Annotated in this window: 12 protein-coding genes; 1 reads left to right on the top strand and 11 read right to left on the bottom strand. The window is 54.5% G+C overall.

Annotated elements, in window-relative coordinates; genetic code table 11:
- The first annotated feature begins 244 nt into the window (after positions 1-244).
- Positions 245-2,728: an O-antigen ligase family protein gene (locus BLR08_RS20880; RefSeq protein ID WP_083537164.1), complete on the top strand. Its 2,484-nt coding sequence runs from the start codon at positions 245-247 to the stop codon at positions 2,726-2,728.
- Between the two features lie 168 nt (positions 2,729-2,896).
- Here BLR08_RS20880 and BLR08_RS20875 read toward each other — a convergent pair whose 3' ends face one another.
- The 11 genes from BLR08_RS20875 to BLR08_RS20825 all read right to left on the bottom strand — a co-directional run bounded on the left by BLR08_RS20875 (position 2,897) and on the right by BLR08_RS20825 (position 16,150).
- Positions 2,897-3,496, bottom strand: a complete 600-nt coding sequence (locus BLR08_RS20875) for a hypothetical protein (protein ID WP_072331215.1) — start codon at positions 3,494-3,496, stop codon at positions 2,897-2,899.
- Positions 3,497-3,684: 188 nt separating this feature from the next.
- The gene (locus BLR08_RS20870) at positions 3,685-7,461 is read right to left on the bottom strand and encodes a DEAD/DEAH box helicase (RefSeq protein WP_090586400.1); all 3,777 of its coding nucleotides are present in this window, start codon (positions 7,459-7,461) and stop codon (positions 3,685-3,687) included.
- Positions 7,462-8,703 (bottom strand): hypothetical protein, encoded by a 1,242-nt coding sequence (locus BLR08_RS20865; protein WP_143014425.1) that lies wholly within the window; start codon positions 8,701-8,703, stop codon positions 7,462-7,464.
- Between the two features lie 599 nt (positions 8,704-9,302).
- Positions 9,303-10,937: a chaperonin GroEL gene (gene groL, locus BLR08_RS20860; protein WP_072331219.1), complete on the bottom strand. Its 1,635-nt coding sequence runs from the start codon at positions 10,935-10,937 to the stop codon at positions 9,303-9,305.
- A 154-nt stretch (positions 10,938-11,091) separates the two neighbouring features.
- Entirely contained in the window at positions 11,092-11,373 is a 282-nt protein-coding gene (gene groES, locus BLR08_RS20855; protein ID WP_072331221.1) for a co-chaperone GroES, read from the bottom strand.
- A gap of 393 nt (positions 11,374-11,766) precedes the next feature.
- Positions 11,767-12,516 (bottom strand): twin-arginine translocase subunit TatC, encoded by a 750-nt coding sequence (gene tatC / locus BLR08_RS20850; protein WP_072331342.1) that lies wholly within the window; start codon positions 12,514-12,516, stop codon positions 11,767-11,769.
- 46 nt (positions 12,517-12,562) lie between these two features.
- Positions 12,563-13,084 carry a twin-arginine translocase TatA/TatE family subunit gene (locus BLR08_RS32030; RefSeq protein WP_072331223.1) on the bottom strand — a complete coding sequence of 174 codons (522 nt, stop codon included), beginning with the start codon at positions 13,082-13,084 and terminating at the stop codon, positions 12,563-12,565.
- A 263-nt stretch (positions 13,085-13,347) separates the two neighbouring features.
- The gene (locus tag BLR08_RS20840; protein WP_083537166.1) at positions 13,348-14,355 is read right to left on the bottom strand and encodes a molybdopterin-binding protein; all 1,008 of its coding nucleotides are present in this window, start codon (positions 14,353-14,355) and stop codon (positions 13,348-13,350) included.
- Positions 14,342-14,845, bottom strand: a complete 504-nt coding sequence (locus BLR08_RS20835) for a MogA/MoaB family molybdenum cofactor biosynthesis protein (protein WP_072331344.1) — start codon at positions 14,843-14,845, stop codon at positions 14,342-14,344. Before BLR08_RS20835 ends, BLR08_RS20840 begins: the two co-directional genes overlap by 14 nt.
- 148 nt (positions 14,846-14,993) lie before the next feature.
- Entirely contained in the window at positions 14,994-15,521 is a 528-nt protein-coding gene (gene moaC, locus BLR08_RS20830; protein ID WP_072331227.1) for a cyclic pyranopterin monophosphate synthase MoaC, read from the bottom strand.
- Positions 15,518-16,150, bottom strand: a complete 633-nt coding sequence (locus BLR08_RS20825; protein WP_072331229.1) for a 5-formyltetrahydrofolate cyclo-ligase — start codon at positions 16,148-16,150, stop codon at positions 15,518-15,520. The genes moaC and BLR08_RS20825 overlap by 4 nt, the downstream gene beginning before the upstream one ends.
- Positions 16,151-16,197: the final 47 nt, after the last annotated feature.

Raw genomic sequence — 16,197 nt, 5'->3', positions numbered from 1 at the left:
AGTGTAGCACTTTGAATACAAAATTTCTACCTCCATTTGTTACCCCTCTTGTTGTTCCCATTGGGTGTTAGAGATATATATTAACTTGAAGTTGATCTCTAAATAGAGTTAGCCCATTTGAGCATTTTCCTGCGGTTATCCGTAGAATAATCCACCACCTAACATCATTTGGCGTGACAAACAAAATATGATAAAATCTTGTAGTACATTATAGAAAGTATGAGACGGATAAGGAGTAATAGACATGGGTTATAAAAATCCCCGTAAAGGATATTATGGAACTAAAGATAAGACCACTTCTCCGAGCAGTTCCAATTCTCTTATTTTTTGGACTTTGATGATTCTTACATCCATATTTCTCTTTTGGGCACCTTTTCAAAGAGGATTATTTAACGGAAATCAAGCTGATTTTGAGGGCCCGATTTTTTCTTCATTGTTATGGACGTGTATACTTCTATTTTTGTTTTCAATTTATTTATTTTCCCAATGGAGGATAGAACATCAATCCGATCTTCTCGTAGTAGCAATATGGCTTATGCCGTTATCATATTTGATCTCTATGATTTCTGCAGCCTCTTCCACATTTGCTTTTAGTATGCTTTGCATTCAGATTGTATACGTTACCTTCTTTTTATTAGCATACTATATATCCAATAACAAATCAGGTCTTATACTTCTTAAAAATGTTATCATTTCCTCAGCATACTTCATTGTCATCTTCGGCCTCATGAACTGGTTGGGGCTGAAAGAGATCGCGTACAGTATAGTTAAATGGTTTATCTACAACCCTGGAGCTTTAAACTATTACAATCATGCGGTTTATTCTGATGAAAATGGCTCTCGACTCACTTCAGTATTTCAATACGCCAATACGTATGCCGGATTTTTAATTGCTGTACTATTGGTTGCTGTTTATTCTATCGTCACTTCTAAAAAATGGTACGCAATTGCCATTCATACAGCAATCATGGTTCCTATTATTATATCACTTTTACTGACCCTATCGCGGGGAGCATTAGTTGTTCTACCCGTTATAGTCATACTCGTTATTCCCTTTTTGAACATCTATAAACAAGCAACCTACTTGCTCCATCTTATTATCTCTTTTGCTCTAACCATCGTCATATTGAATAAGATAACAAACGCAGGGTTGCAATTAGTAAACGGATATGATGCTTCACTTGTGCTCGGCAGTTGGACAAGCTTACTTACCATCATTACAATTAATATTATTTTAGCCGTGCCTCTACAGCTATTCGTTCAGCCTCGGCTTGAGAAAGCTCTTACTAAGCTTCAACAAAAGCGTTTGTCCCAGGTCATGTTTCCGGTCGCCGTTGTTATCGTCGGATCCATCGGTGCCGTTCTGCTCCTGACCGATACCGGCTTAACCAAAGCTTTACCAGAAAACATCCGTACAAGAATTGAAAATATCAACTTCCAGCAGCACAGTGTCTTGGAACGAGGTACTTTCTACAAGGATGCCATCAAAGTATTTATCGACCACCCTGTTATCGGGGCCGGCGGCGGCGCTTGGTCAGCACTCTACGAGAAGTACCAGAACAACCCTTATACGAGCAGACAGGCTCATAGCTTCTATCTGCAGTATCTCGGGGAAACGGGTCTCGTTGGATCGCTCATTCTCGCTTGTATTCTTATTGCTATCTTTTATATCTATATCCGCAATTATTTGCGACAAACCGAAGAACAGCGCGAGCAACGGTTTATATTCTACATCGTAGCGATCGCTCTGCTCGTCCACAGCTCCTTGGACTTCAATCTGAGCTATGTGTACCTGGGATTGCTGGTCTTCTTATGCTTGGGAGCCATGGTGTCCGGTGACGCCATTGAAATTAAAACAAACTGGTTTCAAAAGGTAGCGACCTATAAATGGGCATTCCCTTCGGCCATGGCCTTGATCGCGCTGGTGATGTTCTTCACATCGGTTCAACTCGTCAACGCTAATCGCAGCTTTAAAGAAACGACGCGCCTACTGACCAACGGGGTGACTGACTATAACCAAATTATCGCGCCCCTGAACCAAGCGTTGGAGACGAGGCCAACTCAGCCCGAGTATGTGCAGCAGAAAACGGCCATTTTGTTCCAAGTGTACAACCAGACCAAGGATGAAAATTTTTATAACGAAGCCGTTAGCTTGCTCGATAAAGCACGGGCTAAAAATCCCTATGATTTCGGCTTGATCTCTCAGCGTATCCAAAGCTATTTGATGAAGGAGGACACGCAAGGAGCCTTGGATCTGACAACGGCGGAAATTAACAATTTCCCCTGGAAAGTGGAGCTTTATCAAACGGCCATTGATCTGAATACGCGCCTGGGTCTGCAAGCCTTCGATAAGAAGGACCAGGCGACTCAGGACAAATACTGGACGCAGGCGATCCAACTGTACTCAAAATTTGATGCCCGTCAGCAGACGCTCGCCAATCTTCCTAAAGAACAAGCTCAGGGCAACGCCTTCGCGGTTACGCCGCAAATGAGCATGTCCTTGGGACAAATTCATTTCCTCCAAGGTAAATACGATCAGGCGGAGGCTATGCTGAGATTTGGATTGAATGATAACCTGGGTGATGCCTTCACCCGTCAGTTAACCCGTTGGTATTTGGCCGCTCTGCAAAAGCAGGGCAAAAACGATCAATCGCTCTATGATAAGCTGATTGCATCCGATGCCAATGAAAAGAATGAGATTCAGCAGTTGTTGAACGTAAAACCATAAATAACCCGTCCTGAATACGAGAATGCAGCTTACCGATAGTGCGTTCTACTATGCCTCGTATGGTCAGAAACTTGGCTGGATACAGGTGTATACTCAGGAAAAACCAACAGCCCCTGCCCTCCAATCGGAGAAGCAGGGGCTGTTTCGTGCGTCTCGCCGTACTGCGGCTTAACCTTCCTCGCGACGGGCCACCCGGCCCACCAAAGTATACAGCTGCTGCCAGCCCGGCGACATATCGCGCAAATGAGGCGCCGCTTCGAAATCGAGCTCGCCCGACCAATCGACGGCCGTCTTTTTCTTCGCGGAACCGCGTTTTTTCTTGGTTTCAGCAGTGGATTCACCATTAGACTGGGACTTCGAAGAGTCAGCCGCCGCGGGGGCAAAGTCGCTGGACGTACGCGAACCTTTGCTTGCCTTGTTTTGAGACGTCGCCGCTAACGTGGAGCCTCTAGACATACGCAAGCCTTTGGTCGCCTCGTTCTGAGATGGGGCCTCGGTACCGACATTCTTAGGAGGCCTCCCCCGGCGCTTGGGAGCGTCCGATCCAGGAGCCGCGGATTCCCGAGTCTGCGAAGCCGCATCGGTTGCAGCGGTTGATCCCGTTACGCGAGCTGACTTAGTGCCGCCCGCTTGACTGTTGTTCGCCGACTTGTTGCCAGATACGGCAGCGCCGCCTTGGATCACTGTCAGTTTTGCCCCGTCGACGTCGTTGCTGCGGTTATGGCGGCGCTCTTTGGCTTTCATTTTATCCCGCTTTCGTTTGGACATTCTATCCACCTCCAAAGCTACGTTGCGCTTCGTATAACCCCATTTGCCGGATGTCCCTCGCGGACAACATTTGTAAATAACGGCTTTTCTGCCTATAAAGTGTGAAGTCCTCATCCACTAAAAAAACGATACAACCCGACACACATCCTGGTCTTTTACAAAAGTGACGAGCTTCTCCTCTACAGCTCTCACGTCTTCGCGATCCACTCTCGGCGCAGCGCGAACATTTCACGCAGCTCGTCTGTGGACATTTCGGTCACCCAGTTCTCGCCTGCGCCAACGATCTGCTCGCTGAGTCCGAGCTTGCGCTCGATCATTTCATCGATACGCTCTTCCAGGGTGCCGAGAGTGACGAATTTATGCACCTGCACATTGCGTTTCTGTCCGATGCGGAAGGCGCGGTCCGTCGCCTGGTTCTCCACAGCGGGATTCCACCAGCGGTCAAAGTGAAAGACATGATTCGCTGCGGTGAGATTAAGTCCCGTGCCTCCCGCTTTCAGGGAGAGGATGAAAATCATCCCGCTGGAGGGCGTGTCCGCTTTCGCTGCTGCGGAGGCTGCTGCAGCCCCTGCCTTTTTCTGCTTGGACACGGTCTTCACCCCAGCCTCTTCGCTTGCAGATTGTATCCGCTCCGAGGAGTTCTCTTTGGGCGCAGCGAGTTCCGCTTGAAAGCTCTCGATCATCTCGTCACGTTGTTTTTTCGGCACTCCGCCATGAAGAAACAACACTCGCTCTCCCCGCTCGCGCTCCAGAGTCTCCTTGAGCAGATGTCCCATCTCAACAAATTGAGTGAAAATCAGGCAGCTGTCGCCCTCCTCCCTCAGCTCGTCGACCAGCTCAAGCAGCCTCTCCAGCTTGCTGGAACGGTCCTGCCAGGCCGCCGAGGACGGCTCTTTAAGGAACAGAGCCGGATGATCGCAAATTTGCTTCAGCTTGGTCAGTGTGGCCAGAATAAGGCCTTTTTTCTCGATGCCGGCCATCGTATCAATCCGCTCGAGCATATCCTGCACGGTGTTTTCGTACAGCGCCGCCTGTTCCAGACTGAGAGGCACGTATACCTTCGTCTCTGTCTTATCCGGAAGGTCGAGCTGGATGGCCGGGTCCTTTTTCACCCGACGCAGCAAGAAGGGCTTAATCAGCTTCTGCACCTGACCCACCAGCTCATCCGCACCCCCCTTCTCGATCGGATTCACATACTTATGAGTGAAGCTTCCTAATGTGCCCAGATAGCCGGGATTTATAAAATCAAAGATCGACCAAAGCTCGGTGAGCCGGTTCTCAATCGGCGTCCCGGTCAGCGCAATGCGGTGGTGTGCATCCAGCTGCCTTACCGCGGCCGATTGCTTGGTATGGACATTTTTGATATTTTGCGCTTCATCTAACCCGATCACGTCCCAAGTTACGCCGGAAAGCTCTTCCTCGTCCATTTGAGCCAATGTATAGGAGGTGAGAACGAGATCATAACCTTGAACCGACTGGGCAAACGCATCTCCCTTCGCCCGCTGCGGACCGTAATGCAAATGCACACGCAGCGTCGGTGCAAACCTCGCTAACTCCTTCTGCCAGTTGCCCAGCACCGAGGTCGGGCAGATAAGCAGGCCGGGGGGACGGCCCTGTGCGCTGGCCGGGGTCAAGCTTGCCGGCGATACTGCCGCGGCTATCGGCGCTGCTTGGCTTGGAGTTGAGGCGACGGAGCTGTCTACCCCCGCTCTCAAGACCGCCTCTCTGTCCTTGCTAGGAGCCAGATTCGCCGAAACAGTCGTCTGACTATCGGGAGCTCCAGCCTCCGCCAATACCGTTTCTGCCTTACGGGGCCTTCCCGGCCGTCTCCGGCCTTTTCCTGCTTGGTTTGCCTGATCTGCCTGAGCCGCTTGATCTGCCTGTCCTGCTTGTCCTGCCTGAGTCGCTTGTCCTGCTTGATCCGCTTGATCTGTCTGACCTAACTGGTCTTCTTGGCTTGCTTGACCTGCTTGACCTGCTTGGCTTGCTTGACCTGCTTGACCTGCTTGACCTGCTTGACCTTCCCGTACCCGTTGCCCCTCCTGTCTCGCATGAAGCAAGTACCCGATAAATTGGATCGTTTTCCCAAGTCCCATATCGTCGGCCAGACAAGCGCCCAGACCGAATCTGCGCAAGAACAGCAACCAAGACATACCCTCCGACTGGTATTTCCTAAGACTTGCCTGAAGCCCCGCTGGAGCCTTCACAAGAGGGATACGGTCCGTATGCTGAAGCTGTCCGATCAGCCCTGCCATATGGCTGTTTAACTCCACTTCAATGCGCAGCCGCTTCTCCGCTTCCTCAGCCGTCGTTTCAGTCAGGAATTCCGATTGGGCAGTCTGCCCGGCAAGCTCGCTCTCCAGCAGATGAAGCTCCATAATCTCGCGGAAAGACAATCCGCCGCCCTTGCCTACCCGCTTCATAGCTTTCCGTACGGCCTCAATGAACACGGGGTCCAGCTGAATCCATTTGCCGCGTATACGCATGAGGCGTTTGTTCTCCGCAGCAAGACGGCTAAATTCAATATCCGACAAATCGGTGTCGCCTATCGCAATCTTCCAATTAAACCGGATCAGCTGATCGATCCCAAACAAGGATCCCGAGCCTGAACCGGCTGAAGAGGATTGCAGCTGCGCTCTCAAGCGAGGCTGTGTTCTCCGCAGCTCCTCCCACCAGGAAGGCAAAAATACCTGGAAACCGGCCTGCAGCAGCATAAGGCTGTCTTGCTCCAAAAACCGCCAAGCCTCATCGTCTGTCAGCCGGCCCTTGAAGGTGCTTTCAGAAGACGCGGATGCGCCTTCCACCAGCTCTGGAACCATGAGCGCAATACGCTCCAGATCTGCAGCCAGCTTGCGTTTCAAGGCAGCAGTCCATTCTGCCGGAATCCCTTTGCGGCTGGACACGGCTTCACACAGCTCCTGCACGGATTCGTCCTCCAGCTCCTGCTCGAATACGATCGCCGGGTTCTGCTTGTCCTGCAGCACCAAGCTCAGCGTCCACGCTTCTTCTTCCAGCATCAATTGCTGCCCGGTCTCATCCTCGCTGCTCTCTGGCTCAGCGAATTGCGGCTCGACCAGCTGCAGCGCCACACGAAACGGAATGTCGTCCTTCTTCCAGCCGATCGAAACGAGCCAGGCTTCCTCGTCGAATCCGACAGCAGCGCCTGTTACCGATGCGACTGCCGCTGCTGGGTCAGCAAGAATAAGTGCGTTGCCAAGAGCGGCATCGCCACCCTTACCCACGGCAGCAGTTGCAGCCTTAATTCCAGCTGTTCCGGCAGGCCCAGCAGCTTCACCAGCTCCAACTAATCCACCCTGTCCATCCGCGGCGTTCTCCCCGCCTGCCCGGCCCTTGCGGCGGTCCGTCTTCGTCCGCTCAATCTTCAACGCTTCCGCGTCCTCGCGGTAGCGCGCCAGCAAGGGCTCCTGCTCCAGCAGCCCGCTCCAGGCTTCCGCCAGGGCCGGCTCCTCCGCCAGCAGCTGCTCGACAGCAGCGGAGAACCAGCTGCGCAGATCAACGCCTTCAGGAGCTAGCCGCCGCTCCAGCCAAACCAGCGCCTCCTCCCGATCCTCAGGAAGCAGCAGCTTCCACTCCAGCTCCCCGCGCTGCCAAGCGACCGGATCAGGGCGATACCAGCCCTTGTCCAAAGCCTGCCGCAGCAATCTCGCCGCCGCTTGTGCGCTTTGCAGCGTCTCGCTCCATTCGACAGGCAGGTACAGCGACGCGCCAGGCTCGGCCAAATAGTCCAGCGCATCATAAGCAGACAGCCTTAACGCTTCGCTGCGTTCGGGAATCCCCTGATCCAGCAGCACGCCGTACATGGAGCGCTCATGCCAGGGAAACAGCCTGGAGCGCAGGCTGTCGGCCGCAAGCTGCCCGCCCCGGTCATCGGCGTCAGACCATAAAGCCCAGCCGCCCTCCGCCAGAGGCTTGCCTTGTATAAGATAACTTCTCGTGTTCAGCATCTAGGCTCCCTCCTTCCGCAGCACCTTGAGCTCTTCCTGCAAAGCGCGGAGCCTCGAATACTTCACGCTGACATGCTCCAGATACAGCTCCCACCGGTCTATCCGCTTCAGCTTGCCGTACATGGTTCTCAGCTTTTTCATCAGCTTGACGGCCTGCTTGTAAGCAACCCGGTTCTTCTCCGCGATCAGCTTCTCGACGCTGTGATGGAACCAGGGGAGCAGCAGATGCTTCTGCTTCTGCTCGATCGGCTTGTAATCACTGACGCGGAGCTCCAGCGGCGTGTAGCCGAATGCCATATGCAGGTCCACCCATTCCCGGAACCTTTCCTGAGCCATGAGCTGATCGAGATAATATGGAAAGCTGTTCGGCAGCAGTTCAAGCATGGTTTTCTCCCATGCCTCTCTGAGCTTGCCCATGTCAGGATGCTTGTCCAGCAGCGTCTTCCAAAATTCATAGTACGTCCTATCGGGCTGCCCCCACTGGCTCACAAAGATCGGCGCCATCCGCTCCAGCCATAGCTGCAACCGGGCCCATTGGGCCGCATGCTGAAAGGCATACAGAAACGGATATATACGTCCGTGCCCGCGCAGCTTGAACTGCTGCAGCCTACTCAGCCCCGCCTCATCTTCCCCCGCGTCGATATCGAACATAATCCGAGCGGTCAGCAGCTGATCGTGCTGGCCCGAGCTCACGCCTTCCTGCCGAACCGCACGGCTGAGACGGGCAATCTCGCGCTCGGCGGCAGCTTCGGTTTCAAGCAAGCCTCTCCATAAGGAGATGTACACAGGCATCCAGGGAACAAAACTGCTCGAAGCCGGGAAAGCGTGCACGGCCAAATAAGCGATTGTCTCCTGAAGACGCTCGGGGTATAAACGCCATGCCTCGGCAGGCTCCATCGAACGGATGACATGCACCAGCCGGTTATAAATCTGATCGAACGTGAGGGACAACGCTTCCTGCATCGTATAGTAATCATATCCGTAAGCGTACCGGTAACCGGCCCCTGACAGCTCGTCAAGCAGTCTCATGGCAAACAGCAGCGTATGCAGCTCATAAAGCTCTTTCAGCGCAGGAGGCCAAGCCGAGCCCGAGGGAGCCAGTCCTCCGTACACCGTATTGTACAGCGTTTCGATAGCCCGCGAGCCTGACAATTTTTCGGGAGGAAACCGGTGCCGAAAATAGCGATGCCAGTCCTCCACGCTTGAGGAGGGGCCGGGAGTCTGTGCCTTGGCCTTCTTCATAGAGACTGCTTTCGATGCGGGTCTCTCCCCCTGTCTCAAAACGGCTGACTGCGCTCCCGTAAAAATGCCCCCTGAGCCGCCCCATGCATTCCCTCCCGGTCTGAAAATTTGCTGCGAATCAAGACCTAGCTCCTCTTCAAGATAAATAAAGGCAAGAGCAGCAATATGCTCGCAAGCGCTCCTTTTATGGCAAGTACATTCGCTGTCCGTGAAGCTTTCGAATCCGAAGCTGGGCTGCTCGTAAAACCCCAGGCTTCCTTCGGGTTTGGATACATTACCATCTACAAATCCCTCATCCGGATCCAAAACATATTCAAGGACGCATCCCGTCTGATACAACTGCCAGCCCGTCTGCATCGCCGGAAGCGTAAAGTAGCTGTAAAAAAGCCGTGTCCAATCCTTTAAGCCGCATTCCTGCATGGTTTGTCCCACTCCTTAATGCTCGCTGATCTTGCTTGATCGATGCTGCATCTTTCCTTTGCTTCTTATGAAAATTATCATAACATAATCTCGTTTCACCGCGAATCCCTGCCGCACCAACGCCAAAAAGCGGCATCCGCAGGGGATGCCGCTCTCTAGCCTTGCCGTGGCCGGATGGATTAGAATCCGCCCATGCCGCCCATACCACCCATGCCGCCCATATCAGGCATAGCCGGTTTGTCCTTCTCTGGTTTGTCTGCGATCACAGCTTCGGTCGTCAGGAACATGGAAGCGACGGAAGCGGCGTTTTGCAGCGCGGAACGCGTTACTTTCGCCGGGTCAACGATACCCGCTTCGATCATGTTCACCCACTCGCCGGAAGCGGCGTTGTAGCCGACGCCTGTCGTTTCTTTCTTCAGACGCTCAACGATGACGGAGCCTTCTTGACCAGCGTTAGCTGCGATCGTGCGCACAGGCTCTTCCAGAGCGCGCAGCACGATGTTAACGCCAGTTTGCTCGTCGCCGGACGCTTGAACGGCTGCAACTGCGCCATATACGTTCACAAGCGCCGTACCGCCGCCTGCTACGATGCCTTCTTCAACTGCCGCGCGCGTAGCGTTCAGAGCATCTTCGATGCGAAGCTTGCGCTCTTTCAGCTCAGTTTCGGTAGCTGCGCCGACCTTCACGACTGCTACGCCGCCAGCCAATTTGGCCAGACGCTCTTGCAGTTTTTCTTTATCGAACTCGGAAGTTGTTTCTTCCAGTTGAGCGCGGATTTGCGAGACGCGAGTGCCGATATCCTTCTTGTCGCCTGCGCCGTCCACGATGATTGTGTTTTCTTTTGTGATGCGGACTTGACGAGCGGAACCGAGCTGCTCCGGACGAGTAGCCTTAAGCTCAAGACCGAGCTCTTCCGTAATAACTTGGCCGCCGGTAAGAGCAGCGATGTCGCCCAGCATAGCTTTGCGGCGGTCGCCGAAGCCTGGCGCCTTGACAGCAACGCAAGTGAATGTGCCGCGCAGACGGTTCACGAGCAGAGTCGCAAGCGCTTCGCCTTCCACATCTTCTGCGATGATCAGCAATTGCTTGCCGGATTGAACGACTTTTTCAAGGATTGGCAGAATCTCTTGGATGTTGCCGATCTTCTTGTCTGTGATCAGGATGTGCGGGTTATCCAGAACAGCTTCCATCTTGTCCGTATCCGTGATCATGTACGGGGAGATGTAGCCGCGGTCGAACTGCATGCCTTCAACCACTTCAAGCTCAGTTGCGAAGCCCTTGGACTCTTCAACCGTGATAACGCCGTCCTTGCCAACCTTCTCCATAGCTTCGGCGATCAGTTCGCCTACTTCGTCGTCAGCAGCCGAGATTGCGGCAACTTGAGCGATGGATTGTTTGCCTTCGATTGGCTTGGCGATGCTAGCCAGCTCGTTCACAGCCGCTTTGACAGCTTTCTCGATGCCCTTGCGGATAACCATCGGGTTAGCGCCAGCCGTTACGTTCTTCAAGCCTTCGCGAATCATCGCTTGAGCCAGAACGGTAGCGGTCGTCGTGCCGTCACCGGCAACGTCATTCGTTTTGGTTGCTACTTCTTTAACCAGTTGAGCGCCCATGTTTTCGAATGCGTCTTCGAGCTCAATTTCCTTGGCGATCGTTACGCCGTCGTTCGTGATCAGCGGGCTGCCGAATTTTTTCTCCAGAACGACGTTGCGGCCTTTAGGACCAAGCGTTACCTTAACAGCGTTCGCCAGAGCGTCGACGCCGCGAAGCATCGAACGGCGAGCTTCTTCACTGAATTTAATGTCTTTAGCCATGAATAAACCCTCCCGAATGGAAAATGTATGGTGCGGCGCGGTTCGATAAGCCTCCATTTGCCTGGAGCTTATGGAACTTGCACCTATATTGAACAGGTTCGAATATTTCTAAGTAAGGTTGCCAAGCTTAAGTATGAGGCGCAGTTTTGCAGCCTTAAGCCAATACGGCCAATACGTCGCTTTCGCGCATGATCAACAAGTCGCGGCCTTCGAATTTCACTTCGGTACCGGCATATTTGGAGAAAATGACACGGTCGCCTTCCTTGAGCTCGAGCGCTACGCGTTCGCCATCCTTGAGTGCACCGCTGCCGACTGCTACAACTTTACCTTCTTGCGGCTTTTCCTTCGCCGTGTCAGGCAGTACGATTCCGGATGCGGTCGTTTCCTCCTTAGCGATGGCTTCGATAACTACGCGATCACCCAATGGTTTGATCATGAGAAAATGCCTCCTTTAAAATGTGGTACGAGTTTCGATTAGCACTCGGTTGTCTCAAGTGCTAACAACACTATTTATGATAACCACTTCGCATTCATTTTGCAAGTGGTTTTACAATTTTTTAGGCGCCCTATCCATTGTCTCCCCGCCCCTTACCGAATATACCCGCAGGCTCCTTCAGCCGGAAAAGAAGGGTTTAACCGGCTTATCCATGTCTAAGCAGGCTTTACGCCTTACTCGGGCCTTACTCGGGCCTTACTCGCCATAATTCGCCGTGTATCACAGTATCTTGCCATAATACAGGGCATCCCCAATCATGGCACATACTTCCCGGAGCGGCCACAGGGTTCCATGGACACGACGAAGCTCCCGTCTGCACAGCAAAAAAGCCTGTCAATCGACAGGCTTCGGCACGGCTTCTTCTCTCCAGCTCTCATCTTGGAGCTGCTGCTTATGGTAAATTCTCGCCGACAGGTAAACGCTGAATTCATACAGGATAATCATCGGTACGGCCACGACGATGGCGGATATCGCGTCGGGCGGCGTAATCATGGTGGAAATGATGACTAGAATCAGGTAGGCGAAGCGGCGCACCTTGCGGAGCAGCTTCGGATTCAGCAGCCGGATTTTCGTTAGAAACATCACGACGATCGGCAGCTCGAAGACAAGCGCGATCGGCAAAATAATATTAAACATAAATCCGAAATATTGCGCAATCCCGTACGTTTCGCTAAGCTGCAGGCTTTTGGCGATGGAGGTAGTAAAAATAAAGGCCATCTGAAAAACGATAAAATAGCCGAAGGCCAAACCAAGCAAAAACATCAGAAACGCGAACGGCACGTAGAGCAGCGACGCCTTCTGTTCCACCTCGCGCAGCCCCGGCTTCAGAAACGCCCACAGCTGGTACAACGTAAACGGAAGCGTAATCAGCAGCCCCATGACAAGCGCAAAATTCATGTACATTTTGAGCGGATCCCAAGGGGAAAATGCATTCCAGTTGATGCCGCTCGCCGGAGGTACCGACTTGAGGAACGTAATCAGTGGATTGGCCGCGAACAACCCTATGGCCATCCCGACGATCAAGACGACGACGGTCCATATAATCCGCTTGCGCAGCTCCGTTAAATGCTCGACTAAAGTCATGCCCTCGTCCTGCAAAATTGCTCACCTGCCCTTTCCGTATCAGGACTTAGTCCGGCAGTCTCCTGGGGTTGCTCCGGGCCGCTCGCCCCGCTTCTCCTCCACCGGAGGAAGACGGCGCGTCCTGCAGCGGGGTCATCCCTCCCACAGGATCCGGGACCGGCGGCACTGCGGCCTCCGGTAGCCTGTCTCCCGCGTCTGAGCCGGCAACAGTCTCAGGCGCGCTATTGGCGGCAGACGCCGGCGGCGTCTGTGCGGACTGAGCAAGCGTTCCTTCCTGGACCGCCTGCTCGGCAGCCGTTTCGACCGCCTGCTGAGCGGAGGCGGCGGCAGCCTGCCGCTCGCCCTCTGCAGCCTCAGGAGTTTGCGCTGAAGACGATGCAGGCGGAGTCACGTCCTTGCGTTCCGCTTTGACAGGCTCGTCGCTGAGCAGATCGCGGGCTCCCTGTTTGAACTCGCGGATCGTTTTGCCCAGCGAGCGGCCAAGCTCCGGCAGCTTGGCCGGTCCGAATATGATGAGGGCGACAACCGCTATCAATATAAATTCGCTCGTTCCAATATTGCCTAACATGCAGCCTCCCCGACCCTTCTTCACTAACTTCCCCCACCAAGTGGGGCGCGGCTTCAAGCTACTGCACATACCAAACCGCGAGCAAGCATGCGTCTCTCCCGCTGCCGCCAGTTGTCTTGCGGTCTGCTGCGCCAGTCTCTAACAGTTCCGGAAGTTCTAACAGCTCTCATAGCTCTTACAGCTCTTACGGCTCTTACAGCTTTAACAGTTCTCTCAGCACTCTCAGCTTTAACAGTTCTAACAAAAGTTCTGACCAAACAGCTCTAACAGCCCTGCAGTCCCCCGTATCCAAGCTCCGAAATATCCTCGCGGACGATGACTTCACCGGCGCAAACGCGGGGAAGCAGCACATCGAATGACGTATACGGATCGTGCATCACACAGCCGGGCAGCCCCATCACGGGCACGCCGTCCAGATAGCCGATGAGCAGCATCGAGCCCGGCAGCATCGGGGTTCCGTAGCTGACGATATCCGCGCCCGCCTGCTTGATCGCGCCGGGCGTCCTGTCATCGGGATCGACCGACATCCCGCCCGTAAGCAGGATAAGATCCGCCCGGTCCTCCTCCAGAAAGCGGCGTATTTCCCGTGCGATGACGTCGCTGTCATCCGGAGCGAGCCGCTGCTCGATGATCTCCGAGCCCAGCGCCTCGACCTTACTCCTGACGACCGGGCCGAATTTGTCGGCGATACGTCCCTTGAACACCTCGCTGCCCGTCGTGATCAATCCGACCCGCATGCGGCGGAAGGGCTTCACCTCGATCAAGGGGGCTGTCGAAGCGGCTATGATCGCTTCCGCTGCGGCGACGCGCTCCTCTTCGATCACAAGCGGGATCACGCGAGTCCCCATCAGGGGCCGCCCGGGCAAGACGACAGCGTTCGAGCGGATCGTCGACATGATGATCTGATCCAAGCTATTAACCCGGTCAATCCGCTTCTTGTCGAGCTTGGCCAAGCCATGTATCGTCGACTTCAGGGTAATTTTGCCTTCGTGAGGAGGGGTAAGCTCAATATGGGGCCCTGCAGCAGCCTGTGCCAAGCGGAGAGCCGCTTCATCCTCGTGCAGGAAGCCGGATTGAAGCCGCAGCGTGTAGATATGCTCCTTGCCAATGCTAAGCAGCGCCGGAATGTCCTCCTCGCGGATGACATGGCCTTTCTTGAAGAGCCTTCCCTTGAACTGCCCGGGGAGAATTTGCGTCAGATCATGGGCCAGCACCAATCCGACCGCCTGCTCGACCGCTACTTCCTCCAGTATGCCGTCAAGCTTCTTCATCCCCATGCTCCCCTTCGCGCCCGGACAAAATGGCCAGCGCGTGCGGCAGCTGATCCATGATGGCGGACAAGTTCTCCGATACGCCCTTGGGGCTGCCAGGCAGATTCACGATCAACGAACGGCCGCGAATGCCGCATATGGCGCGCGAAAGCATCGCACGACGCGTCTTCTGCATCGAATACATCCGCATCGCCTCAGCGAGCCCGGGCACCTGCCTCTCGATGACCTCAAGCGTTGCCTCCGGCGTGACATCGCGCACCGCCAGTCCTGTACCGCCCGTCGTAAGGATGAGATCGGCTTTGAAGTAATCGGTCATCTCGATCAAGGCTGCCATAATCTCGTCCTTCTCATCGGGCACGATTCGATACTCGATAATTTCGCCATGCATTTCTTCTTCGATCAATTCCCGAATAACCTGTGCACTAGTGTCTTCCCGTTCTCCGCGCGATCCGCGGTCGCTTGCGGTCAATATCGCCACTTTCCAGCGCATGTAGCCTACTCCTCCCCATTTGGCATTCATCTTCTCCCGAAGCCGGAAGTCCGGTGAACAACGCGCGGCCTGCAGCCGATCGGGTTTCCACCCGCTGTTTTCCACTCCCTATCGGCTCTCCGGCCTCCTGTCCACCGGACCTCTAGCTCTACGCATCGTGCCGGTAATCGCCGCTCTTGCCGCCTGTCTTGGCCAGCAGCAGCGTCGGTCCGATCCGCATCGATTTCTCCGCCGCCTTGCACATGTCGTACACCGTAAGCGCAGCGGCGGACACGGCTGTCAGGGCCTCCATCTCGACGCCCGTCTGCCCCTTCGTCCGAACGGTCGCTTCTATGTACAGCTCTCCCTCGCCGTTATCGGTAAATGCAATATCTACACCGGTTAAGGAAAGCGGATGGCACATCGGGATCCAATCCGACGTCTTCTTGGCCGCCATGACGGCTGCCACCTGAGCAACCGCCAGCACATCGCCCTTCTCTATGCGCCCTTGACGAATCCGCGCAAGCGTGGACGGCTGCATTGAAATCGTCGTGCGGGCCGTCGCCGTCCGGACCGTCTCTCCTTTGTCGCTGATATCGACCATACGGGCCCGACCTTGTTCGTTGAAATGAGTCAGCCGCGGCTCGCCCGGCCCGGGCTGCGGCTGCTCATCCGCTTTGCGTCGTTCCTCCGTCATCTGATCTCTACGCCTCCCTCCAGGATGCGCCTGGACTCGGTAACCAGCTCGTTAATGCGGAAATCGAACAGTCCCATAGGCACCTCGTCGATAATCTGGGCATCGAAGGCAGCCGCTAAAATATAAGGCTTCGGCAAGCCTGTCCGCACATACTGCTGCATGAAGCGGTCGTAGAAGCCTCCGCCGTAGCCGAGCCGGCCCATCTTCAGATCGAAGGATAAACCCGGCACGAGCGCCACATCAATCTGGCGGATATCGAACAGCTGCGGAGCTTTGGCTACAGGCTCCCGGATTCCCCAGGTGCCGCGCTCCAGATCGGCATAGGATTTGATCTCATAGAGCTTAAGCTGCTTTTGAGCCGGGATGACCTTCGGCACGACGACGCGCCAAGGCCGCTTCCAGCAGGCCTCCAGCACGGAGGTGACGTCCACCTCGGACTTGACGGGCATATAAGCGAACAAGGTAGGCTTGCGCCGGACCGCAGGATCGGGAACCATAAGCTCCTCCAGCCTCGCGATTAGCTTGCGGCTGATCTCCTCGGACTTCCGGCGGCGTTCCTCCTCGCCGATATCGGATCGGACCGCCTCGGCTTGCCGCCTCAGTTCAATTTTTTTCTCTTTAATATTCATAAGAAACGGCCTCTTTTCACGAAGCGATAAAAACTTGGCAGTTGGGA

Origin of the sequence: Paenibacillus sp. cl123 (assembly GCF_900101595.1) — a bacterium.
In the GTDB taxonomy this organism is placed as follows: domain Bacteria; phylum Bacillota; class Bacilli; order Paenibacillales; family NBRC-103111; genus Paenibacillus_G.
This window is presented reverse-complemented; position numbering and strand designations above follow the sequence as displayed.

Bases quoted from the DNA above. Each gene is read 5' to 3' on its own strand.
- BLR08_RS20880 (WP_083537164.1), top strand. From the start codon at position 245: ATGGGTTATAAAAATCCCCGTAAAGGATATTATGGAACTAAAGATAAG.
- BLR08_RS20875 (WP_072331215.1), bottom strand. From the start codon at position 3,496: ATGTCCAAACGAAAGCGGGATAAAATGAAAGCCAAAGAGCGCCGCCAT.
- BLR08_RS20870 (WP_090586400.1), bottom strand. From the start codon at position 7,461: ATGCTGAACACGAGAAGTTATCTTATACAAGGCAAGCCTCTGGCGGAG.
- BLR08_RS20865 (WP_143014425.1), bottom strand. From the start codon at position 8,703: ATGAAGAAGGCCAAGGCACAGACTCCCGGCCCCTCCTCAAGCGTGGAG.
- groL (WP_072331219.1), bottom strand. From the start codon at position 10,937: ATGGCTAAAGACATTAAATTCAGTGAAGAAGCTCGCCGTTCGATGCTT.
- groES (WP_072331221.1), bottom strand. From the start codon at position 11,373: ATGATCAAACCATTGGGTGATCGCGTAGTTATCGAAGCCATCGCTAAG.
- tatC (WP_072331342.1), bottom strand. From the start codon at position 12,516: ATGACTTTAGTCGAGCATTTAACGGAGCTGCGCAAGCGGATTATATGG.
- BLR08_RS32030 (WP_072331223.1), bottom strand. From the start codon at position 13,084: ATGTTAGGCAATATTGGAACGAGCGAATTTATATTGATAGCGGTTGTC.
- BLR08_RS20840 (WP_083537166.1), bottom strand. From the start codon at position 14,355: ATGAAGAAGCTTGACGGCATACTGGAGGAAGTAGCGGTCGAGCAGGCG.
- BLR08_RS20835 (WP_072331344.1), bottom strand. From the start codon at position 14,845: ATGCGCTGGAAAGTGGCGATATTGACCGCAAGCGACCGCGGATCGCGC.
- moaC (WP_072331227.1), bottom strand. From the start codon at position 15,521: ATGACGGAGGAACGACGCAAAGCGGATGAGCAGCCGCAGCCCGGGCCG.
- BLR08_RS20825 (WP_072331229.1), bottom strand. From the start codon at position 16,150: ATGAATATTAAAGAGAAAAAAATTGAACTGAGGCGGCAAGCCGAGGCG.